The 21,312-nt window shown below is 70.6% G+C and carries 19 protein-coding genes and 1 tRNA gene; 15 read left to right on the forward strand and 5 right to left on the reverse strand.

The window, feature by feature from the left end; all coding sequences use genetic code 11:
* Nucleotides 1–23 precede the first annotated feature (23 nt).
* Nucleotides 24–96 (forward strand) — tRNA-Glu (locus ACFQRJ_RS01825).
* A 116-nt stretch (nt 97–212) separates the two neighbouring features.
* A complete protein-coding gene (locus ACFQRJ_RS01830) occupies nt 213–1,031 on the forward strand; it encodes a universal stress protein (RefSeq protein WP_377016429.1) in 819 nt (272 codons plus the stop codon).
* A 97-nt stretch (nt 1,032–1,128) separates the two neighbouring features.
* On the opposite strand, the gene ACFQRJ_RS01835 is transcribed toward ACFQRJ_RS01830, so the two are convergent.
* Nucleotides 1,129–1,863, reverse strand: coding sequence for an IclR family transcriptional regulator (locus ACFQRJ_RS01835; RefSeq protein ID WP_377016432.1), 735 nt, complete (start codon nt 1,861–1,863; stop codon nt 1,129–1,131).
* A 144-nt stretch (nt 1,864–2,007) separates the two neighbouring features.
* On the opposite strand from ACFQRJ_RS01835, the gene leuC reads away from it, so the two are divergent.
* The 7 genes from leuC to ACFQRJ_RS01870 all read left to right on the forward strand — a co-directional run bounded on the left by leuC (nt 2,008) and on the right by ACFQRJ_RS01870 (nt 9,524).
* Nucleotides 2,008–3,447, forward strand: coding sequence for a 3-isopropylmalate dehydratase large subunit (leuC, locus tag ACFQRJ_RS01840; RefSeq protein ID WP_377016434.1), 1,440 nt, complete (start codon nt 2,008–2,010; stop codon nt 3,445–3,447).
* A gap of 11 nt (nt 3,448–3,458) precedes the next feature.
* Nucleotides 3,459–4,073, forward strand: a complete 615-nt coding sequence (gene leuD, locus ACFQRJ_RS01845) for a 3-isopropylmalate dehydratase small subunit (RefSeq protein ID WP_377016436.1) — start codon at nt 3,459–3,461, stop codon at nt 4,071–4,073.
* A gap of 238 nt (nt 4,074–4,311) precedes the next feature.
* Nucleotides 4,312–5,673 (forward strand): UDP-N-acetylglucosamine 1-carboxyvinyltransferase, encoded by a 1,362-nt coding sequence (gene murA, locus ACFQRJ_RS01850; protein ID WP_377016438.1) that lies wholly within the window; start codon nt 4,312–4,314, stop codon nt 5,671–5,673.
* A 79-nt stretch (nt 5,674–5,752) separates the two neighbouring features.
* Complete coding sequence (locus ACFQRJ_RS01855; protein WP_377016440.1) at nt 5,753–6,475, forward strand: hypothetical protein; 723 nt, start codon at nt 5,753–5,755, stop codon at nt 6,473–6,475.
* A complete protein-coding gene (locus ACFQRJ_RS01860) occupies nt 6,475–7,326 on the forward strand; it encodes a lysophospholipid acyltransferase family protein (protein ID WP_377016442.1) in 852 nt (283 codons plus the stop codon). Before ACFQRJ_RS01855 ends, ACFQRJ_RS01860 begins: the two co-directional genes overlap by 1 nt.
* 58 nt (nt 7,327–7,384) lie before the next feature.
* Entirely contained in the window at nt 7,385–8,395 is a 1,011-nt protein-coding gene (locus tag ACFQRJ_RS01865; RefSeq protein ID WP_377016444.1) for an NAD(P)H-dependent glycerol-3-phosphate dehydrogenase, read from the forward strand.
* A gap of 13 nt (nt 8,396–8,408) precedes the next feature.
* A complete protein-coding gene (locus ACFQRJ_RS01870) occupies nt 8,409–9,524 on the forward strand; it encodes a D-alanine--D-alanine ligase family protein (protein WP_377016446.1) in 1,116 nt (371 codons plus the stop codon).
* Nucleotides 9,525–9,588: 64 nt separating this feature from the next.
* On the opposite strand, the gene ACFQRJ_RS01875 is transcribed toward ACFQRJ_RS01870, so the two are convergent.
* Complete coding sequence (locus ACFQRJ_RS01875; RefSeq protein WP_377016448.1) at nt 9,589–10,080, reverse strand: DUF3515 family protein; 492 nt, start codon at nt 10,078–10,080, stop codon at nt 9,589–9,591.
* An 89-nt stretch (nt 10,081–10,169) separates the two neighbouring features.
* Here ACFQRJ_RS01875 and ACFQRJ_RS01880 point away from each other — a divergent pair, with 89 nt between their 5' ends.
* Entirely contained in the window at nt 10,170–11,336 is a 1,167-nt protein-coding gene (locus ACFQRJ_RS01880; RefSeq protein ID WP_377016450.1) for a thiamine-monophosphate kinase, read from the forward strand.
* A gap of 101 nt (nt 11,337–11,437) precedes the next feature.
* Nucleotides 11,438–12,520, forward strand: a complete 1,083-nt coding sequence (locus tag ACFQRJ_RS01885) for an NAD(P)-dependent alcohol dehydrogenase (RefSeq protein WP_377016452.1) — start codon at nt 11,438–11,440, stop codon at nt 12,518–12,520.
* A 181-nt stretch (nt 12,521–12,701) separates the two neighbouring features.
* On the opposite strand, the gene ACFQRJ_RS01890 is transcribed toward ACFQRJ_RS01885, so the two are convergent.
* Both ACFQRJ_RS01890 and rpmB read right to left on the reverse strand, forming a co-directional pair.
* Nucleotides 12,702–14,483, reverse strand: a complete 1,782-nt coding sequence (locus ACFQRJ_RS01890) for a DUF222 domain-containing protein (RefSeq protein ID WP_377016454.1) — start codon at nt 14,481–14,483, stop codon at nt 12,702–12,704.
* Nucleotides 14,484–14,996: 513 nt separating this feature from the next.
* Complete coding sequence (rpmB, locus tag ACFQRJ_RS01895) at nt 14,997–15,191, reverse strand: 50S ribosomal protein L28 (RefSeq protein ID WP_377016456.1); 195 nt, start codon at nt 15,189–15,191, stop codon at nt 14,997–14,999.
* A gap of 352 nt (nt 15,192–15,543) precedes the next feature.
* Here rpmB and ACFQRJ_RS01900 point away from each other — a divergent pair, with 352 nt between their 5' ends.
* Together ACFQRJ_RS01900 and rsmD are read left to right on the forward strand one after the other, a co-directional pair.
* Entirely contained in the window at nt 15,544–17,751 is a 2,208-nt protein-coding gene (locus ACFQRJ_RS01900) for an ATP-dependent DNA helicase RecG (RefSeq protein ID WP_377016458.1), read from the forward strand.
* 1 nt (nt 17,752) lies between these two features.
* Nucleotides 17,753–18,334 carry a 16S rRNA (guanine(966)-N(2))-methyltransferase RsmD gene (rsmD, locus tag ACFQRJ_RS01905; RefSeq protein WP_377016460.1) on the forward strand — a complete coding sequence of 194 codons (582 nt, stop codon included), beginning with the start codon at nt 17,753–17,755 and terminating at the stop codon, nt 18,332–18,334.
* Here rsmD and ACFQRJ_RS01910 read toward each other — a convergent pair.
* Nucleotides 18,274–19,158: a helix-turn-helix transcriptional regulator gene (locus ACFQRJ_RS01910; RefSeq protein ID WP_377017256.1), complete on the reverse strand. Its 885-nt coding sequence runs from the start codon at nt 19,156–19,158 to the stop codon at nt 18,274–18,276. The genes rsmD and ACFQRJ_RS01910 overlap by 61 nt on opposite strands.
* 207 nt (nt 19,159–19,365) lie before the next feature.
* Between ACFQRJ_RS01910 and ACFQRJ_RS01915 the strand changes: the two genes are divergently transcribed.
* Both ACFQRJ_RS01915 and ACFQRJ_RS01920 read left to right on the forward strand, forming a co-directional pair.
* On the forward strand, nt 19,366–20,790 hold the full coding sequence (locus tag ACFQRJ_RS01915) for a recombinase family protein (protein ID WP_377016462.1): 1,425 nt from the start codon (nt 19,366–19,368) through the stop codon (nt 20,788–20,790).
* 295 nt (nt 20,791–21,085) lie between these two features.
* Nucleotides 21,086–21,307 carry a hypothetical protein gene (locus ACFQRJ_RS01920; RefSeq protein WP_377016465.1) on the forward strand — a complete coding sequence of 74 codons (222 nt, stop codon included), beginning with the start codon at nt 21,086–21,088 and terminating at the stop codon, nt 21,305–21,307.
* Nucleotides 21,308–21,312 lie beyond the last annotated feature (5 nt).

Raw genomic sequence — 21,312 nt, forward strand, 5'->3', positions numbered from 1 at the left:
CGGGTTCCTCGGATCCCGGGCAGGCCCCGTTCGTCTAGCGGCCTAGGACGTCGCCCTCTCACGGCGGTAACACCGGTTCAAATCCGGTACGGGGTACGGACAGGAGTCGATGCCAGCAGGCATCGGCTCCTTCGTCGTTCGCGGGCCGGCCCTGCCTCGGGCCCGGCACGCCCGCTCTGGGCTTCGGCCCTCGCAGCGAGTATCGTTGTGACATGAAGCACGCCACGAAGCCACGTATCACGGTCGGGGTCTACGACGCCGACGAATCCGATCGTGCCGTTCGCTGGGCCGCGCGGCACGCCGACCATGTCGGCGGCACGCTCCACCTGCTGCACGCGTTCGTGTGGACCGAGCTGGACGTCAACACCGATCCGATCCCGGGCATGACCGGGTCCGGAATCCGCAATGCGGCCCACAGCCTGCTCAAGGACGCCGTGGCCGTCGCCCGCGAAGGGCACCCCGACCTTCCGATCACCTCCGAGATCGTGGACGGCAGCGCCGTGCCGGTCCTGGTCGAGGCGAGCGGCGAGTCCGATCTCATCGTCGTCGGCGGCCGGGGCATGGGGCGCGTGCTGACGCTGATCGTGGGATCGAAGAGCCTGGCTCTGGCCGCTCGGTCGCACTGCCCCGTGGTGGTCGTGCGGGGCCAGATCGACAGCGACGGGCCGATCGGGCTGGTCCATCACGACAGCGCGAGCGAGGCTCTCATCCGCGCCGCTGATCTGGCGATGGCCTATGGGCGGGACATCCACCTCATCGTGCGCGCCGAGACCAGTCCCGAGCAGGCGCAGGAGATCCTGGCACGCACCAGCGAGCGCATCGCCATCTCCCATCCTCACGTCTTCGTGCGCGACGTGAGCATCGCCGCCTCGGACAGCGCCAAGGAGCTGGTCCACGCCAGCGAGGGCGCGAGCATGATCGTGGTCGCGGGGGAGCGGGCCAAGGGGCCGGACAAACCCGTCTCCGCACCCCGTCAGCTGGTCACCGTGCTGCGCTTCGCCAACACCCCGGTGTGGATCGAACGAGAGTGAGCCCGCCCGGTGGGCGCCGGACGCTCGGAGTCCGGACCGGCGCGACTCCGCCCGGGTGCCCGAGCGGACCGACCGTGCTCAGGCGCCCGCGCGACGCTCAGGCGCCCGCGCGACGCAGCAGTTCGGTGAGGTGGTTCGCCGAGCTCATCACCGAGGCGGCGTGCAGCCGTCCCGGCTGGCGGGTGATCCGCTCGATCGGTCCGGAGATGCTCAGCGCCGCGACCACGCGACCGTTCGGGCCGCGGACCGGCGCGGAGACCGAGCCCACGCCCGGTTCGCGTTCCCCGATGGACTGCGCCCAGCCGCGACGACGCACGGCGGAGAGCTGGGTGGCGGTGAAGCGCGCACCGAGCAGGCCGCGGTGGAGCCGGTCGGGCTCCTCCCAGGCCAGGAGGATCTGGGCGGCGGAGCCCGCCTTCATCGTCAGCGCCGAGCCCAGCGGGACGGAGTCGCGCAGCCCGATGGGACGCTCGGCAGCGGCGACGCAGATGCGATGGTCGCCCTGGCGGCGGTAGAGCTGAGCGGACTCGCTGGTGTGGTCGCGCAGGGCGGCCAGCACCGGGCCGGCCGCCGCCAGCAGCCGGTCCTCGCCCGCGGCGGCGGCCAGCTCGCCCAGGCGCGGGCCCAGGATGAACCGGCCCTGCATGTCGCGCGTGACCAGATGGTGATACTCGAGCGCCACTGCCAGGCGGTGGGCCGTGGGCCGTGCCAGTCCGGTGGACTGGACGAGCTGAGCCAGGGTGGCCGGGCCCGCCTCGAGCGCACCCAGCACGATGGCCGCCTTGTCGAGCACGCCGACGCCGCTGCCGTTCTCCTCCGAGATCTTGTCCATGCTCCGATACTGCCGTCTTAATTTGTGAGACGCAAGTGCGTCGGATGATGGACCGGCCGACGATGGAGCAGTGCTCAACACCCCTGAGCGCGCATCGGCATGGAAGAACACGCGCCCGCATCCCGGACGCAGGGAAGGATCGACATGGCGGGGACCCTCGCGGAGAAGGTCTGGTCGGATCACGTGGTCCGGCTCGGAGAGAACGGCGAACCGGACCTGCTCTACATCGACCTCCAGCTTCTGCACGAGGTGACCAGCCCACAGGCATTCGACGGCCTGCGCCAGGAGGGCCGGACCCCGCGCCGGATCGACCAGACCCTGGCTACCGAGGACCACAACACCCCGACGATCGACATCGACAAGCCGATCGCGGACATCACCTCGCGCACGCAGATCGACACGCTGCGCCGCAACGCCGAGGAGTTCGGGATCCGCATCCACTCCCTCGGGGACGCGGACCAGGGGATCGTCCACGTCGTCGGCCCCCAGCTGGGCCTGACGATGCCGGGCATCACGGTCGTCTGCGGTGACTCCCACACCTCCACCCACGGGGCCTTCGGCGCCCTCGCCTTCGGCATCGGCACCAGCGAGGTGGAGCACGTCCTCGCCACCCAGACCCTGCCGCTGAATCCCTTCAAGACCATGGCGATCACGATCAACGGCGATCTGAAGCCCGGCGTCACCGCGAAGGACATCATCCTCGCGGTGATCGCGAAGATCGGGACCGGCGGCGGTGCCGGCTATGTGCTCGAGTACCGCGGTGAGGCCATCCGCCAGCTCTCCATGGAGGGCCGGATGACGATCTGCAACATGTCCATCGAGGCCGGTGCCCGGGCCGGCATGATCGCGCCGGACGAGACCACCTTCGAGTACGTCAAGGGCCGCCCCCACGCACCCACCGGAGCGGACTGGGACGAGGCCGTCGAGTACTGGAAGACGCTGCGCAGCCACGACGACGCCAGCTTCGACGCCGAGGTGGTCATCGAGGCCGATGAGCTCGAGCCCTTCGTCACCTGGGGAACCAACCCCGGTCAGGGCCTGCCGCTGTCGGCGTCCGTGCCTGCTCCGGATGATTTCACCGACGACACCGCCAAGGTCGCTGCCGAACGGGCGCTGGAGTACATGGACCTCGTCCCCGGCACCCCGCTGAAGGAGATCCCGGTCGACACCGTCTTCATGGGCTCGTGCACCAACGGTCGCATCGAGGACCTGCGCGCCTTCGCCGAGGTGCTGCGGGGCCGCACCAAGCATCCCGACGTGCGCGTCCTGGTGGTTCCCGGCTCGGCGCGGGTCCGGCTGCAGGCGGAGCAGGAGGGCCTGGATCAGGTCGTGCTCGACTTCGGCGCCGAGTGGCGTCAGGCCGGCTGCTCCATGTGCCTGGGCATGAACCCCGACCAGCTGCAGCCCGGGGAGCGCGCCGCCTCCACCTCGAACCGCAACTTCGAGGGCCGCCAGGGCAAGGGCGGCCGCACCCACCTGGTCTCGCCGGTCGTGGCCGCCGCCACGGCCGTGCGCGGAACCCTGTCCTCCCCGTCGGACCTCGGCGCGCCGGTGGCGCCCTCCGATCTCCAGCCCGTCGCCTGAGGAGCACTGACATGGAAGCCTTCACCACCCACACCGGCATCGGCGTGCCGCTGCGCCGCAGCAACGTCGACACCGACCAGATCATCCCCGCCGTCTACCTCAAGCGCGTCACCAAGACGGGCTTCGACGACGGGCTGTTCCACGCCTGGCGCACGAACGACCCCGATTTCGTGCTGAACCGGCCCGCGTATCAGCACGGCTCCGTCCTCGTCGCCGGACCCGACTTCGGCACCGGCTCCTCCCGCGAGCACGCCGTGTGGGCGCTGCGCGACTACGGCTTCAAGGCCGTGCTCTCGAACCGGTTCGCGGACATCTTCCGCGGCAACGCCGGCAAGCAGGGGCTGGTCGCCGGCACCCTCGCCCAGGACGACATCGAGCAGCTGTGGAAGCTTCTCGAGGAGACCCCCGGCACCGAGGTCACCATCGACCTCGAAGCCCGCCAGGTCCATGCGGCCGACGCCACCTTCCGGTTCGACGTCGACGACTACACCCGCTGGCGCCTGATGGAGGGGCTGGACGACGTGGGCCTGACGCTGCGTCACGAGGCCGAGATCACGGCCTTCGAGGCGAAGCGCCCCGCCTGGCTGCCCAAGACGCTGCCCGCGCGCACCGCCGAGAGCGCCTGAGCGGACCGGGTGGTCCGTCCCCGCCCCGGAGCGCACCCGGATCGCCTGACCAGGAGGTTCCACGGGCGCCATCCACGGGGAGCCACCGCGCACGATGGTGGTCTCGCGCGATGATAAGGACTCGTGAGCGGCTTCCGGGGTGAGACGAGCGTCGCGGCGTCGGCGCAGTGTGCTCCGGTATGGTGTGCCGGTCAGACACCGGGCGTCCCCGACGCCTGTCCCGAACAGCTAGGACGCTATGAGCTCGACATTCCACGTACGTGGAGGACGCCCCCTCGATGGTGAGATCACCGTCCGCGGAGCGAAGAACCTGGTCTCCAAGGCGATGGTGGCCGCTCTGCTGGGCAACGGACCGAGCATTCTGCGCTCGGTCCCGGACATCCGGGATGTCCAGATCGTCTCGCGACTGCTGTCGATCCACGGCGTCAAGATCGAGCGCGACATCGACTCGGGAACCATCCACCTGGACCCGTCGAACGTCGAGAAGGCGCACGTGGCCGACATCGACGCCCACGCCGGCAGCTCGCGCATCCCGATCCTGTTCTGCGGCCCGCTGCTGCACCGCCTGGGCGAGGCGATCATCCCCGACCTCGGCGGCTGCCGCATCGGGGACCGCCCCATCAACTACCACCTCGACGTGCTGCGCCAGTTCGGCGCCGTCGTGGACAAGCGCGAGTTCGGCATCTACATCACGGCGCCGAACGGGCTGCAGGGGACCAAGATCCACCTGGAGTACCCCAGCGTGGGAACCACCGAACAGGTGCTGCTGACCGCCGTGCGCGCCAAGGGCGTCACCGAGCTGACCAACGCCGCTGTCGAACCCGAGATCGAGGACCTGATCTCGGTGCTGCAGAAGATGGGCGCGATCATCTCCCTGCAGACCGACCGCACCATCACCATCGAGGGCGTCGACGAGCTGGGCGGGTACGAGCACGTCGCCCTGCCGGACCGCATCGAGGCCGCCTCGTGGGCCTGCGCCGCTCTGGTCACTAAGGGGTCCGTGTTCGTGCGCGGGGCCCAGCAGAAGCCCATGGCCACCTTCCTGAACACGTTCCGCAAGGTCGGCGGCGGCATGGACATCACCGAGGCCGGCATCCGCTTCTACCACCCCGGCACCCCGCTGCGGGCCATCGCGGTCGAGACCGACGTCCACCCCGGCCTGATGACCGACTGGCAGCAGCCTCTGGTCGTGGCGCTGACCCAGGCCGACGGGATCTCCATCGTCCACGAGACGGTGTACGAGAACCGGCTCGGATTCACGTGCGCCCTGAACGACATGGGCGCCCACATCCAGGTCTACCGCGAATGCCTGGGCGGCTCCAGCTGCCGCTTCGGCCGCAGCAACTACAACCACTCCGCGGTGATCTCCGGGCCCAAGACGCTGCAGGGCAGTGACATCACCGTCCCCGACCTGCGCGGCGGCTTCTCCTACCTGATCGCCGCTCTCGGGGCCGAGGGAGTCTCCACCATCCGCGGGATCGACCTCATCGACCGTGGCTACGAGTCCTTCCGGGAGAAGCTCACCGCGCTGGGTGCCGACTTCTGGGAGAACGGGCGCCAGGAGCACGATCTCGCCGCCCAGGGGGCCGCGGCGCGCTGACCCCGCCCGCTCGCCTCTGCATCCCGCGCCGTCCCGGCTCCGCGCACACCACCGACCACGATCCGAGGGAGCACAGCTGATGACGAGTGATGACGTCCGTGCCCACGCCGATCCCGGCGAGGGCGGTGACCCCCGCAGCGGCAGCGATCCCCGGAGCGGACACGCCATGACGGCGGGCAGCTCGCTGGCGCTGCGCGACATCCCGATCCCGGACTACTGCGATGTGGTCATCGTTCCCACCGGCGGGATCGACGAGCCCGATCCGAGGGTGTGGGCCGAGGCGATCTTCTCGCACGAGAACACCCCGCTGTCCTCACGCGGGATGCGGGCGCTGCGGGACGAGGCGATCCGGTTGCTGGACATGGTCCCGCCACCGGAGAAGGAGTTCGTGGCCGACGAGGTCGTGGGCTCGGAAGCCCTGATCAAGGACGACGACGAGAAGCTGCGGGTGCGCATCGGCGTGGCTCTGCTGCCGGGCGGCGAGCTGCTGCAGGTCACCACGGCCGTGAAGTACCGCTCCGTGCGCGGCCGGCTCGCCTTCGCCCCGCGCCGGCTGATGCACGCCGCCGCGGTCAACACGCTCGCTCGCCGGGCACCGACCACCCTGCGCCGCCGCAGCCTGTCCGGCGGCTCACGGATGCGCAGCATCACCGGGCAGGCCACGCGCAAGGCGCTGGGCCGCGCGCCTTCCTCGGGCCGTACCTCGTCCTCGGGCCGTACCTCGTCCGCGGGCCGTACCTCGTCCTCGGGCCGCGCATCCTCGTCGGGCCGCACCCCGCCCTCGACGTCCTCGCCGCGCTGATGGCTCCGGCCCCGGCTCCGGCCCGCACCCCGGCTCCGGCCTCGCGGCGCCGCGTCGCCTGGTCGCGCAGCTGGGACGTCGGGTCCGCTCGGGCTCCGTCGCGGCGGGCCGGCATCGTGATCGGCATCGCCCAGATCGCGGTGCGTCCCCTGGCGACGCTGCTGTCCAGGCCGGTCTGGATCGGAGTGGAGAACCTCCCGGCCGACGGCGCCGTGATCGCGTGCGGGAACCATCTCAGCCCCTTCGACCCGTTCGGCTACGGCCACCTGCTGCAGGCGAACGGGATCGCTCCACGGTTCATGGCCAAGGACGCGATGTTCCGAGTCCCTGTGCTCGGCGCGCTGCTGCGAGGGGCGCGGCAGATCCCCGTCAGCCGCGGCACCTCCCGCAGCAGCGATGCGCTCTCGGCCGCCCGTGAGGCGCTGGGGCGCGGGGAGCTGCTGATGGTCTTCCCCGAGGGCACCTACACCCGAGATCCGCAGCTGTGGCCGATGCGAGCCCGCCTCGGACCGGCCCGGCTCGCCCTGGAGACCGGGGCACCGTTGCTGCCGATCGCGAGCTGGGGAGCTCGTGCCCTGTGGCCCGTCGGCTCCCCGATCCCGCATCCGGGCCCGGGCCGCCGGGTCGTCATGCGCGTCGGCGAGCCGTACACGGTCTCCCGGGCCGAGGGGGAGACCACCCACGCGGCCGCGGTACGGATCACCGAGGACCTCATGGCCAGGATCACCGCACTGCTCGCCGAGATCCGGGACGAGGACCCGCCGCCCGTCGTGCACGATGGGCGTCTGGACGCCCATCGTCCCGAAGCGGGCAGGCCCCAGCGCGGCTACCGGGCCGTGAGGCAGTCATGAGGGCGATCGAGGCCGTCCGCGCCGGCGGCCAGGTCACCGTGGAGGCGGTGAGGCAGCCGTGACCCGTCTGGCAGTCCTCGGTGCCGGGAGCTGGGGCACCACATTCGCGCAGGTCCTCGCCGACGGCGGCGCCGAGGTGACGCTCTGGGCGCGCCGCGAGGAAGTCGCCCGCGAGATCCGCGAGGAGCACCGCAACAGCACCTACCTCGGTGACCGGGAGCTCCCGCAGGCCCTCTCCGCCACCTCATCCGTCACCGCCGCGCTCGAGGGCGCCGACGGGATCGTGGTGGCTGTGCCCGCACAGTCGATGCGGGCGACGCTCGCGGGGTGGCGCGAGGAGGCCGGGCTGTCCGCCGGCCTGCCTCCCGTGCCGGTTCTGTCCCTGACCAAGGGCATCGAGCGCGGGACCGACGCCCGCATCAGCGAGATCCTCGTCGGCGCCGGAGGTGTCGACCCGGAGCGGGTCGGCGTGCTGTCGGGCCCGAACCTGTCGGGGGAGATCGCCGAGCGCCGTCCCTGCGCGAGCGTCGTGGCCGCCCCGTCCGAGGAGCTCGCGGGGGTTCTGGCGGGCTGGTGCGAGGCGCCCTACCTGCGCGCCTATACCTCGACCGACGTGACCGGGGTGGAGATCGCGGGCGCCGTCAAGAACGTGGTGGCGATCGCGGTCGGGGCCGCGGCGGGACTGGGGCACGGGCACAACACGACCGCGAGCCTGATCACCCGCGGGCTCGCGGAGATCACCCGCCTCGGCGTGGCGCTCGGCGGGCGCCGGGAGACCTTCGCGGGACTGGCCGGGATGGGAGACCTCGTGGCCACCTGCTCCTCGCCGCTCAGCCGCAATCATCGCCTCGGACTGGCTCTCGGTCGCGGACTCGACGTGCACGCGGCCGTCGCCGAGGTGGGTCAGACCGCCGAGGGCGTCGCCACCGCCCGCGCTGTGGCGGACCTCGCGACGCGCCTGGACGTGGATATGCCGATCGCTGCGGCGGTCGTGGATGTCGTCGATCACGGAGCCCGGATAGACCAGGTCACCACGGCCCTGCTGTCGCGATCCGTCCGGCCGGAATGACTACCCTGCGCATATGAGAACCACCGTCGCCCTCCTGTTCGGCGGCCGCAGCGGCGAGCACGGCATCTCGTGCGTCACCGCGGGCGGCATCATGTCCGCGATCGATCGCGATCGCTACGACGTGGTGGCCGTCGGCATCACCCGTGAGGGTCACTGGGTGCGCGCCTCCGACGACCCTGCCCACTGGACCATGGTCGACGGGCGTGCGCCCGAGGTCGACCCCGACGGGCCGCAGGTACTGCTTCCCGCCGCACGGCACCGCCCGGGCGAGCGCAGCCTGCTGCGGCAGGTCGACGGCGACGTGGTGACGCCGCTGGCGGAGATCGACGTGGTCCTGCCGCTGCTGCACGGGCTGTACGGGGAGGACGGGACGGTCCAGGGCATGCTCGAGCTGCTGGACATCCCCTACGTGGGAAGCGGCGTGCTCGCCTCGGCCACGTGCATGGACAAGGCCGCCACCAAGACCGTGCTGCGTTCGGCGGGCATCGCCTGCGCCCCGGGGCTCGTCCTCCACGAGGACCGCTGGGCGGCGGACCCGGACGGCGTGCTCGCCCAGCTGCAGCGCGAGCACCCGCTGCCGTGGTTCGTGAAGCCCTCCCGCGCCGGCTCCAGCCTCGGGGTGACGCGCGTCGGAGAGGTCGCCGAACTGGAGGTGGCGCTGAAGACGGCGTTCGCCGAGGACCCCAAGGTGCTCATCGAGGAGACCCTCGTCGGCCGGGAGGTCGAGTGCGGCGTGCTGCAGGCGGCCGACGGTCGCCGGCCGCGCACCACCGTGCCCGGCGAGGTGCGGATCGGCGAGGATCTGGAGTTCTACGACTACGAGTCGAAGTACTTCGGCAAGGGCACGGTGGACATCGATGTGCCCGCCGCGCTGCCGGAGAGGACGCTCGAGGAGGTCCGCGACGTCGCGGCACGGGCATTCACCGTGCTGGGGCTGGAGGGTCTCGCCCGGGTCGACGTGTTCGTCACCGAGGAGGGTGGCGTGATCGTCAATGAGGTCAACACGATGCCCGGCTTCACGCCGTACTCGATGTTCCCTGTGCTGTGGGAGAACATGGGGCTCAGCTACACGGATCTGATCGCGGACCTCATCGAGCAGGCGCGCACCCGGCGGCTGGGACCGCGCTGACGCGACCGGGACTGCGCTGACGCGACCCGGACTGCGCTGACGCGACCCGGTCAGCGCTGCTCGCTCACGCCTCCTCGCCGGGGCCGACGCAGTAGTCGGTGGCTTCGATGTTGCGGCTGATGACCTGTGCCAGGTCAAGCGCCGCGGCAGAGGGCTGGTCCCCGGCCGCCGAGCGCGGCACCGAGATGTCGATCGCGGGTTCGCGCCCGTAGGTCGTGTACAGGAACATGTCGCCCTCGAGTTCGCGGACGATCCAGTCGATCTGCACGCCGGATCCGTCCTCGAGGGTGGTGCAGATATCGGTGGTGGGGCCGGGCGGGGTGACGCCGCAGCGCATCACCACGGTGTCCTCGCCGCTGCCCCAGGCCGCGGTGCCCTGACTCGAGGTCTCGGTGCGGTCCATGCCCAGAACCTGCGGGGGTGCGCCGACGATGATGTCTGCGCAGACCGGGTCCGTGGCGGCAGGCCCCGGGGGTACCTGCACGGTGCCGCAGGACGCGGCGCCCAGCGTCAGCAGACCCGCAGCGGCAAGGGCGGGCAGTCGGGTTCGAAGCACCCCACGAGGGTACCTTCGTCGTCTGCGGACGAGTCGTGCGGGGCCCGTCGGCAGCAGGGTCACTCCCGGTTCTCGGGCAGACTGGGCACATGAGCGGCGACAACGGCGATGACACCACCCTGGGCGAGGCCGGGCTGCTGGCGCGGATGCTTCCGCATCTCTCCGCCGACCCCCGCGCCGAGGTGGGCCCGGGCGACGATGCCGCCGTGGTGCGCCTGCCATCGCCACGCCTGGTCGTGACCACCGACACCCTGGTGGAGGGTCATGACTTCCTCTCGAGGACGACCACGCCGCGCTGGATCGGCCACAAGGCCGCTGTCCAGAACCTCGCCGACATCGCCGCCATGGGCGCCCAGCCCGTCTCGGTCGTGGTCGCGATCTCCGCTCCCGGTGATACGCCCGCCCGCGTCTTCGAGCAGATCACCATGGGTCTCGCCCAGCGGGCCGAGGCAGATGGCGTCTCCGTCGTCGGCGGAGACCTCGGGCGCGCGGACCGGTTGACCGTGACCGTGACCGCCCTCGGCGCGCTCGAGGAGAACGAGCCTCCGGTGCTGCGCTCCGGCGCGCGACCCGGCGACGAGATCGCCGTGGGCTCCCCGCGCCTGGGACGCTCCGCTGCCGGTCTGGCCCTGGTTCTCTCCGGACGCATCCGGGTCGAGGACGAGGACGAGGACGAGGGCGAGGAGGGAGACGGGAGGGCGAAGGCGACGATCCACGGCGGCGGCGAGGACGCGGGGGAGACGCCCGGAGGTTCTGCCACCGACCGGCCGACGGCCGGGTGGCGCCTCGACGATGCCTCCCGTGACCTGGTCAGGTGGCACGACGCACCTGACCCCGATCTGTCCCTGGGGTGGACCGTCGGGCGCAGGGCGAGCGCGATGATGGACCTCTCCGACGGACTGGTCCAGGACGGTACCCGGATCGCGCTCGCCTCGGGCGTGGTGCTCGACCTGGACCCCGAGGCCCTCGCCCCCGATGTGGCCCTGCTCGAGGACCTGGCGCGCGATCTGGACACCGATCCCTGGCAGTGGGTGCTGCACGGGGGAGAGGAGCATGCCATGCTCGCGACCTTCCCGGCCGGATCGGTCCCGGACGGCTTCCGTCCCATCGGGACGGTCCGCGCCGCGGAGGGCGATGTGTCCGCGCAGGCGGGCAGTGCCGGCGGCGGCGCGGGCGCCGGCGGCGCGGATCGTGTGCTGCTGGCCGGGGCCGCGATCACCGGGACCGGCTTCGACCACTTCGACGGTCACACCTGAGGGAGACTCGCCATAAGCAGCGGTTCGGTCGGTCCTTCGATTCGGCATAGGCTGGAGGGCGCCCTTACCAACGGGCGACCCCCAGCATCGAAGGAGACCCCATGTCGATCACGGTCAAGGCTCTGCAGAAGACCGGCCCCGACCAGCCGTTCCGCGTCGCCACCATCGAACGTCGCAACCCGCGACCGGACGACGTGGTCATCGACATCAAGTCCGCCGGGATCTGCCACTCCGACATCCACACGATCCGCAACGAGTGGGGCGAGGCACACTTCCCGCTCACCGTCGGCCACGAGATCGCAGGCGTCGTCGAATCGGTCGGCGAGAACGTGACGGACTGGACGGTCGGCGACCGCGTGGGCGTGGGATGCATGGTCGATTCCTGTGGCCAGTGCGAGGAGTGCCGGGCCGGCGAGGAGCAGAACTGCCTGCAGGGCGCGGTCGGCACCTACAACGCGACCGACGTCGACGGGACCGTCACCCAGGGCGGCTACTCGGAGAAGGTCGTGGTCGACCAGCGATTCGTATGCCGCATCCCCGACGGACTCGAGTTCGACGTCGCGGCGCCGCTGCTGTGCGCCGGCATCACCTCGTACTCGCCGCTGGCCCGCTGGGGCGCGGCCGAGACGAAGGACGGAGCTGCCAAGAAGGTCGCCGTGCTGGGTCTCGGTGGACTGGGGCACATGGGCGTCCAGATTGCTGCGGCCATGGGCGCCGACGTCACCGTGCTGTCGCGTTCGCGCAAGAAGGAGCAGCTGGCGATCGATCTCGGGGCGAGCCAGATGCTGGCCACCTCCGAGGACGGCTTCTTCGAGGATCACCGCGGCGAGTTCGACCTCATCCTGAATACGATCAGTGCGGACATTCCGGTCGATGCGTACCTCGGCCTGCTGAAGCCGCGCGGTGTGATGGCTGTGGTCGGACTTCCCCCGAATCGCCAGTCGCTGAGCTTCGGCTCGGTGATCGGTGGCCGGAAGACCCTGGCCGGTTCCAATATCGGTGGCATCGCCGAGACCCAGGAGATGCTCGACTTCTGCGCCGAGCACGGCATTGCCGCGCAGATCGAGACCGTCGGCGTCGAGGAGGTCGATGCGACCTACGAGCGCGTCGTCGCCGGTGAGGTGTACTTCCGGGCGGTCATCGATACCGCGACCTTCGCGGACGTCGAGCCCGCCGCGGTCTGAGCACTGTCTGAGTCGCGCGGGGCCCGGAGCCCGGGCCCCGCGCTGTCGGCGGTGACACGAGCAGGCTCTCGCTGGCGCTGGCAGTTGCTCTCGCTGGCTGCTGCTCTCGCTGGCTCTGGCTGCGCCGCCTCTCGCTGGCACCGGGACCTGCTCGAGTTGGCCCCTTGCTGACCGGTTTCCGCTAGTCGACCGCTTCAGGCTCATCGCCCGGTTTCCGCACGTCGGCCGATTGCGCCGTGTCGGCCGGCCCGGGTGCGCCTCGAGACTCCAAGAGATCGGCAAGTGCTTCCGAGCTCACGGTGGCCGCGGGGTCGAGAATGTAGTTCGTGTGGGCACGGAAATGCCAGTGTCGGCAGTGCGGCTGCGTGAAGAATTGCGAGCGGGGGTTCCTGGTCGACAGAGCGTGTCTCGCGGCACGGTCGAGGCTGCGGTGGAAGATCCCGTGCAGTTCCGGCTCCTCGTCCTCGCCGGTCTGGTCGGCCGGCAGGGGAGACCGTCGCCGTCGGTGAGCAGCGGTGCCCACCGGGTCGAGATTCGTCGCACCGCGACGCGCCTTCTGGCCGTAGCGAGTCGTCCATTCGACCGTTCTCCGGCTGCCGTCGGAGTCGGTGATCACGCGGACGGTCTCCCCGGCCTTCTCCTTCTGGTTGTCCCCGGCGCAGAGCCCGTTGGCGTTCGCCAGTGACGTCGGCCCACCCTCCGCGTGCGGAATGATGTGGTCGTTCTGACGGATATCGGCATTGCAGTGCGGAGCACGGCACGTCTGGTGGCTCCACCTGATGAAGCGCGAGAGCGCCGGTGGGAAGGCCCGGGACCGGGACTCGACGGCGACGAGCTCACCGGAGTCGGGATCGGTATAGAGCCGGCGCAGCGTCAGTGCGAGCTCGGCGTCGTCCTCGCCGGTCATGGCATTTCGCATCTCGTCCCGGATGTGCTCGAACGGCACGGGCCCATAGCCCTCGATGGTGGCGGCATCGGCGTGTCCGGGTGCGAAGAGCGAGCGGTCGGTGATGATGACGCCGATATCGAGCGTGGTGGGATCGACGCCGTCGCCCCGCCCCAGGAGCGTATCGGCCATCAGATCGGCCATGATCTGCTGGTGTCCGCGCCGGTCACCCTCGGCCCGGGCCTTCTCCGCGGCGAGGGAGAGGCCCTTGCGTATGCGGGCGCCCTCGAGCGCGGGCAGCTTGGCGCTCAGGCGGCACATCCCGTCATCGTCATTGCGCACGGTGAGGCTGCGATTCTTCGATGCGCGGATGTGGCGCTTCTCGGCGCCGTCCGGGTCGAGCGTATGCATCACGCGCTGGGTCTCCTCGGCCCATTCCCGCTGCCCACAATCCTCGAGGTTGCCCACGTGCTCGGTCAGGACGGCGTCCACCTGGGTGCGCAGCTCCGGTTCCGCCGTGGCGGTGGCCTTGCTGACCCGGTGTGCGACCTCCGCATTGACCCTGCCCTGTGAGAGCGACGTGAGGATGCCCGGCATGGATCTGACCAGCCGGCGGCATGTCGCCATCGTCTGGCCTGCCGTCGAGGGCGCTCTCCTCAGGGCGCGGGATGCCTCGCTGCGAGCGATGCGCGCCGCCTTCGCCGGTGATTCCTCGCGGGCTGTGCAGTCGTCCTTGATGGCTGATTCCAGGTGCACCACGGTGCGGGCCTGGACTGCGGCCAGTGCACTCGAGAGGTTCTGGATTCCGAGCAGCAGGCTGATCGTGTCCGGAGCGGACAGAGCATCGAGAGCGACCGAACCGTGGGTACCGATCTCGGTGAGCGCGCGGTTCACGGAGAGCAGGTCGATGTCACCGATCTGGAGCTGCTCCTCGCCGGCCGTGAGGGGAAGAGAGCTGCGTGCGTCCGGAGCGGGCTGCGCCGGCGAGTCGGCACTGGGCGCACTGGAGCAGTCGTCCTGACCTCCAGGACCTGCACCTCCAGGACCTGCGGCCACGCCATCTCGCTCGTCTGTCATGGTCCAAGTATCGCAGGCTTGTGCGGTAAAAGACAGGTCATTTCCAAAATTACCGCAAGGTAGCGAGGTAATGTGGACGAATGGCTCCTGTGGAGGAATGGTCGATATCTCACTGCTCAACTGCTCGTGCTGGTCAGGCAGTGTTGGAGCAGGCGTTCGGGTGGGATGTGAACGGCGGCAGCTGGAAATGTGTGGAGTACTGGCGGGAAGCGCAATAATCCGCTAGGTTGCCCGGCCGCTGAGGTGCGTCTCATGGATGGGGGGGCATTTCAAGTGCGGTGCGAAATTGTGGACGAGCGGCCGTTGTGGAGGAATAGAGCTCGTCGCGAAGGCGCCAGCCAGTGGGCACTCCTGCTGCGGTGGGAGGTCGTGAGAAAGCGTGCTGGCGTCACAAGGGCCGGGGCCGGCACCGCCGCAGGTGGGCGCTGCCCCACAGGAGTGCCGCCCCCAGACGCACGTGAGCCCCTCCCCGAATCGGGGAAGGGCTCACGGGTGAGTCCGAGTCGGTCTCGCTCAGGCGCCGAGCGTGCTGACCTTGCCTGCCTTGAGGCAGGAGGTGCACACGTTCACGCGCTTGCTGGTGCCGTTGATCACAGTGCGCACGGACTGGATGTTCGGGTTCCAGCGACGCGAGGTGCGGCGATGCGAGTGAGACACGTTCTTGCCGAAGCTCGGGCCCTTGGCGCAGATGTCACACGTGGAAGCCACTGTCGTCTCCTGAAAAGTCGAATTCTGATCGGGTGCCCGCCCATCCCTGCGACTGCTCACCGGCCACGAGGGCGGGAACCTTCTCAGGAGTTGGTGACCAGGGATCGCGCAGGGGCGCTGGCCCCCGGAGGTCAGGGCAACCACGGAAGCATACCCCAGGCGGCGCCTTCTCCAGAAGGGTGCGGGCGAGTCGACCCGCTGTGGATTCCGACACAGCGTCGTACCGCAGTGGCACGATGGTCCCCGCGTGCGCACGATTATCGTCGCACGTCGCAGAGCCGGACTACTGCGCCCACCGGACGCTGACCCGTACCGGTGAGCGCGCACGAGGACCATCACGAGGAGGCACCGCATGGCGAGGAGACGGGAGTCCGCTCGCGGGTCCATGCCGCTGTCCGAGCTGCTCGAGAGCAAGGAGTCCCGCGCCATGGCCTCCTTCGGTGTCAGAGACCTCGACACGATGATGCGGTTCGCTCCCCGCCGCTACACGACCCCGGCCCCGCTGCGCTCCCTCCACGAGGTCCAGGAGGGGGAGGAGGTCAGCGCGATCGTCTCGGTCGTCGACGTCAAGGAGCGGCGCATGCGCAGCCGGCAGGGTTCGATTCTCGAGGTGGTCGTCTCCGACGGCATCGAGAGTCTCACCCTCACGTTCTTCCTCGCCAAGCAGCATCTCGTCCAGTGGCACCGCAATCAGCTGCCGGTCGGCAAGCACATCGTGGTGCGGGGGACCGTCGGCCTCAACAAGCAGACGCACGAACCCCAGATCACCCATCCGCTGTACGAGGACTACGAGGACACGCCGGAGGGGCGCATGCGGGCGCAGCGGCCCCTTCCGGTCTATCCGCTGAAGAAGACCATCGCCCAGCGCACCATGCGCTCGGCCACGGAGAAGGGCGTCGAATTCGGGGACCGGCTCAGTCGGCCGGTCCCGGCGGAGGTGGTCGCCCGGCGCGGACTGCTGCCGCTGGCCGAGGCGGTCCGCAAGGTGCATGTCCCGTGGACCCTGGCGGAAACCCGCGCGGGCCTCGCCCACCTGGTGTTCGAAGAGGCGTTCGTGCTGCAGGCGATCTTCGCCCAGCGCCGCGCCCAGGATGCGCGGACCCCAGCCCCGGCGCTGCGGGCCGATGGGCCGCTCCAGCCGGCCTTCGATGAGCGCCTCCCCTTCGAGCTGACAGCCGGGCAGCGGGAGGTCGGCGGGCAGATCATCGACCGCATCCGCCAGGACCATCCCACCAGTGTGCTGCTGCAGGGCGACGTCGGCTCCGGCAAGACCGTCATCGCACTGCGTGCCATGCTCCGGGCCGTCGACTCGGGCCACCAGGCGGCGCTGCTGGCCCCCACCGAGGTGCTGGCCGAGCAGCACTACCGGACGCTGACGGCCCTGCTCGGCGATCTGGCGCGGGCCGGGCAGCTGGACGGCCACCCCGATGCCACCCGGGTGCGGCTGCTGACCGGGTCGCAGCGGACCGCGGCCCGCCGCGAGACGCTGCTGGATGTCACGTCCGGGCAGGCCGGGATCGTGGTCGGAACCCACGCCCTGCTCACCGAGAGCGTCGAGTTCGCTTCGCTCGCGCTCGTGGTCATCGACGAGCAGCACCGCTTCGGCGTGGACCACCGGCGCCGGCTGCGCACCAAGGGCCCGGCGGGGACGAGCCCCCACGTGGTGGTGATGACCGCGACCCCGATCCCGCGCACCGCGGCCCTCGCCACCGTGGGCGACCTCGACGTGCTCACCCTGCACGAGAGCCCGGGGATGCGCGCGGGCGTCGAGGCGTTCGTGGTCCACGAGTCCAACCCGAAGTGGGAACAGCGGATGTGGCAGCGCGCCGGTGAGGAGATCGCCGCCGGACGCCAGGTCTTCGTCGTCTGCGCGCGGATCGACGAGGCGGGCGACGACGCTCCGGCGCCGCCCCCGATGGACCCCGAGAGCGGTGCCACGCCCCTGCCCGTCGCCCGCGGCGTCACCGAGACCGCCGAACTCCTCGCGAGTCGTCGCGAACTGGCCGGGGCTCGCATCGGGATACTGCACGGGCGGCTGAGCACCGAGGAGAAGCAGCATGTCATGGACCGCGTCGTGGACGGCGAGATCGACGTGCTGGTCGCGACCACGGTCATCGAGGTCGGCGTCGACGTTCCCAACGCCTCGGTGATGATCGTGCTGGATGCGGAGCGTTTCGGCGTCTCCCAGCTGCACCAGCTGCGAGGCCGGGTGGGCCGTGGCCGGCACGCCGGCATCGCCTTCCTCGACACCCGGGCCGTCGAGGGCTCCGAGACCTCCCAGCATCTGCAGCGGGTCGCTTCCGCGGCCGACGGATTCGCGCTGGCCGAGCTCGACCTGCGGCGACGCGGCGCTGGAGATCTGGTGGGGGAGGAGCAGTCAGGCCTGCAGCGCACCCTGAAGCATCTCGACGTCATCCGTGATGCCGAGGTCATCGAACAGGCACGCGAGGACGCCTTCGCCGTCGTCGAGGCCGACCCGGCCCTGAGCTCGCATCCTGACCTCGCCGGGTCGATCGAGGACCGCCTGCGCGACGCCGACCCCGACGTGGAGAGGAGCTGACGTGCCGCGGATCATCGCCGGCAGTCTCGGAGGCCGCACGATCCCCGGGCCGCCCGGGAAGGGCACCCGGCCGACGTCCGACCGCGTGCGCGAGGCGCTGTTCTCGCGTCTGGACGGGTGGGACGCGATCGAGGGAGCCCGCGTACTGGATCTGTACGCCGGCACCGGTGCTCTGGCGTTCGAGGCCCTCTCCCGCGGCGCCCGGGCCGCCCTGCTGGTCGAATCCCACGCCCCGACCGCCCGGCAGCTGCGCCGCACCGCCGCCGAGCTGGGCCTCGAGGGCCGTTGCGAGGTGCGACCCGGGAAGGCGGAGAGCATCGCCGCCCACCTGGAACCGTCCGGTGCCGGGTACTCGCTGATCTTCCTCGACCCGCCCTACGCAGTCACCACCGAGACCCTCGAGGCGCTGCTGGTCACGCTGCGTCCCGCGCTCAGCGACGACGCGCTCGTGGTCGTCGAACGCTCCCGCCGCTCACGAGAGCTGGCCTGGCCGGACGGCTGGGCGGACGACGGCACCAAGGCCTACGGCGAGACCGTGCTCCAGTTCGGCGGGCCGTCGTCGGAGCCGGGCGAGACCTCCTGAGTGCCGAGCACAGCGAGCAGGTCGAGCTTGCCCGCGGCCTCGCTGTGCGGGGGAGCGGTCAGCACCAGCAGCACCTGTGAACGGTCCTCCGTGAACAGGGCCTGGCAGTCCACTTCGATCTCGCCGAGCTGCGGGTGCAGCAGCACCTTGTGGTCCGCGAAACGCTGCGCCACGATGTGTTCCTCCCACAACCGGGCGAACTCATCGCTGCGCTCGCGCAGCAGCGCGGCCAGCTCGGCGGCCCGGGACCGTGGACCCCATGCCCCGTAGGCGGCACGGAGCGAGGCGACCTGCGCCCGGCTCTGACGCTCGTGATTGGACGCCGGGTACATCGCCCGCCCGTGCGAGGGGTCGGCGAACCACCGGTAGATCGCGCTGCGCTCCCAGCCCGTGAGGTGACCGGTGCTGCCGAACAGGGCGGTGGCCGGGCCGTTCTGGACCAGTGCCTCCTCGAGTGCGGACAGGATCAGCGCCGGCGTGTCCTGCAGACGGTCCAGAACCCGCATCAGCTGCGGGGCGACGTAGTCCTCCTGCGGCATCCGCTCCGGGGCGGGGTGCCCGGCCACCCGGTAAAGATAGTCCCGCTCATCGGCGCTGAGCCGCAGCGCCCTGGCGAGGGAGGAGAGCATCTGGGTGCTCGGCTGCGGACCGCGACGCTGCTCGAGGCGCGTGTAGTAGTCGGTGGACATCATCGCCAGCTGCGCGACCTCCTCGCGGCGCAGACCGGGGATCCGACGCCGCGCGCCCGGGCCGAGCCCGACATCCGCGGGGAGCAGGGAGGCGCGTCGGCGCGAGAGGAACTCGGCGAGGGCGGCTCGGTCCACACCAGCCCTGTCCATCGCAGTTTCCTCCATCGCAGCCTCTTCCGTCGGCGTCCTGCCTGTCTCCGCAGTATCGCCCCCTCGAGCCCGCCGCAACCAGGGATCGCTGATCCCCCGATGAGCGCGGCCTGGTGCGGGCCGGCACGACCGCACAGACTCGAGACCATGAACATCACCGGGGCACACAGGCGTTAGGGGTACTATGCCTGCATGGAGAGTAACCCCAGGTCAGCGGCCATCTACGTGCGCATCTCGCGCGATGACACCAAGGACGCAGCAGGCGTGCGCAGGCAGGAGGAGGACTGCCGTGCGCTGGCCGCCCGCCTGGGGTACAGCGTGGCGCAGGTGTTCTCCGACAATGACCGGGGCGCCAGCACCCGCAGCCGCAAGCCCCGCCCCGCCTACGCCGACATGCTGCGCCGCGCCAAGGCTGGGGAGTTCGCCGCGCTGCTGGCGTACAGCACCAGCCGCCTGACGCGCCGCCCGCTTGAGAACGAGGACCTGATCGCCCTGGTGGAGCAGCACGGGGTGCAGATCAAGACGGTGGTGTCGGGTGACTACCGGCTGGACACCGCCGATGGCCGTGCGGTGGCCCGCACCCTGGCCGCGTGGGATGCTGCCGAGGCCGAGCGCACCGCCGAGCGCGTGCAGCGCGCTGTGCTGCAGCGGGCGCAGGAGGGCAAGCGGCACGGGCGCAGCGCCTGGGGCTGGAAGGTGGTGGACGGCGCCGAGCAGCTGGACCCCGACACCGCCCCCGTGCTGCAGGAGCTGGCCCGCCGCACCCTCGCAGGCGAGACGCTACGGAGCCTTGCCGCCGACTTGAACAACCGCGGCGTGCCCACGCCCAACGGCACCCGTTGGAACGGCACAGTGCTGCGCCAGGTCTTGCTGCGCGAGCGCAACGCGGGGCGGCGCACCTACCGCGGCACGGTGGTGGCGCAGGGGCAATGGCCGCCGATCCTGAGCGAGTCGGAGCAGGACCAGCTGACGGCGCTGCTGCGCGACCCCAGCCGACGCACCGCCCGCGGCACCGAGGTGCGCTACCTGATGTCGGGGTTGCTGCTGTGCGGCAAGTGCGGGGCGCGTATGCGGTCGCAGGTCGGACCTAAGTTCACCCGCAAGGACGGCACCGGGGGCCGCCGCCCGTGGACCTACGCCTGCGCACAGTGCTTCGGTACGCGGGCCAAGGCCGCCGACGTTGACGAGGCCGTTACCGCCCTGGTGGTGCGACGGCTGAGCCAGGCCGATGGGCCGGTGCTGCTGTCGCAGGACCAGGATGCTGCGCAGGCTGCGGCGGACGAGCTGGCCGGGCTGCGTGCCCGCCTGGACCGCGCCGCCGACGACTACGCGGACGGCGTGATTGAGGCCGACCAGCTGGCGCGCATCACGGCGCGGCTGCGCCCGCAGATCGCGGAGGCGGAGCAGGCCATCCAGCGGACCATGCCCTCGCCTGCGCTGGCCGCCTTCGCGCAGGACGCCGCCCGCGTGCCCGTGGCCGACGCATGGGCCGACCAGCCTCTGGACGTGCAGCGCGCCGTGCTGCAGCAGCTGGTGACGTTCACGCTGCTGCCCAGGGGTAGCGGCAACGGCTGGGACCCGGCTCGCCTGCGCCCGGACTGGCACCGCCCGCAGTAGTGCACACGAACATTTTAAAGTGCAACCGGAATCCCCGCCTGTCAGCAGGTGGGGATTCTGCATCTGACCTGGGACAACGCCGTCGCAGGGGCTGCTGTGTAACGTCATTTAACTTTGAGCGGATTGCCACCCCGATACGGAGACGTACAGTTTCAGTGTCACCAAGCACGCCAAAGGTTTAAAACGACAAGGGCAATCCAGAGTATTGCCCACGCGGGAAAGCTCCAAGTCCCCGCCCGGCCCCGCCGGAAACCACGAGTACCTGGCGAAAGGAGTTCACGAAGGAAGTACCGCTGTGGCGAAGACCCGCAGGCAGAACGTTGACCCCGTGCGCGGGGCTGTGGCCGCTCTCGGCGTGGCGGCCCGGACCGGCGGCAACGTCGAGGAAGCCCGCCGCACCCTGAAGGAAGCCAAGCTGGAGCGCTGGATTCAGGAAGCGCTGGAGACCGCTCCCCCGCTGACCGACCAGCAGCGCAGCCGCCTGGCCACCATGCTGGCGCCCCGGAGTGCCAAGTGACGCCG

Source organism: Brachybacterium sp. GCM10030252, from assembly GCF_042666535.1.
In the GTDB taxonomy this organism is placed as follows: Bacteria; Actinomycetota; Actinomycetes; order Actinomycetales; family Dermabacteraceae; genus Brachybacterium.

What these genes read in the sequence shown, in the direction of transcription:
- ACFQRJ_RS01830 (WP_377016429.1), top strand. Translation starts at nt 213, where the DNA reads ATGAAGCACGCCACGAAGCCACGTATCACGGTCGGGGTCTACGACGCC.
- ACFQRJ_RS01835 (WP_377016432.1), bottom strand. Translation starts at nt 1,863, where the DNA reads ATGGACAAGATCTCGGAGGAGAACGGCAGCGGCGTCGGCGTGCTCGAC.
- leuC (WP_377016434.1), top strand. Translation starts at nt 2,008, where the DNA reads ATGGCGGGGACCCTCGCGGAGAAGGTCTGGTCGGATCACGTGGTCCGG.
- leuD (WP_377016436.1), top strand. Translation starts at nt 3,459, where the DNA reads ATGGAAGCCTTCACCACCCACACCGGCATCGGCGTGCCGCTGCGCCGC.
- murA (WP_377016438.1), top strand. Translation starts at nt 4,312, where the DNA reads ATGAGCTCGACATTCCACGTACGTGGAGGACGCCCCCTCGATGGTGAG.
- ACFQRJ_RS01855 (WP_377016440.1), top strand. Translation starts at nt 5,753, where the DNA reads ATGACGAGTGATGACGTCCGTGCCCACGCCGATCCCGGCGAGGGCGGT.
- ACFQRJ_RS01860 (WP_377016442.1), top strand. Translation starts at nt 6,475, where the DNA reads ATGGCTCCGGCCCCGGCTCCGGCCCGCACCCCGGCTCCGGCCTCGCGG.
- ACFQRJ_RS01870 (WP_377016446.1), top strand. Translation starts at nt 8,409, where the DNA reads ATGAGAACCACCGTCGCCCTCCTGTTCGGCGGCCGCAGCGGCGAGCAC.
- ACFQRJ_RS01880 (WP_377016450.1), top strand. Translation starts at nt 10,170, where the DNA reads ATGAGCGGCGACAACGGCGATGACACCACCCTGGGCGAGGCCGGGCTG.
- ACFQRJ_RS01885 (WP_377016452.1), top strand. Translation starts at nt 11,438, where the DNA reads ATGTCGATCACGGTCAAGGCTCTGCAGAAGACCGGCCCCGACCAGCCG.
- ACFQRJ_RS01890 (WP_377016454.1), bottom strand. Translation starts at nt 14,483, where the DNA reads ATGACAGACGAGCGAGATGGCGTGGCCGCAGGTCCTGGAGGTGCAGGT.
- ACFQRJ_RS01900 (WP_377016458.1), top strand. Translation starts at nt 15,544, where the DNA reads ATGGCGAGGAGACGGGAGTCCGCTCGCGGGTCCATGCCGCTGTCCGAG.
- ACFQRJ_RS01915 (WP_377016462.1), top strand. Translation starts at nt 19,366, where the DNA reads ATGGAGAGTAACCCCAGGTCAGCGGCCATCTACGTGCGCATCTCGCGC.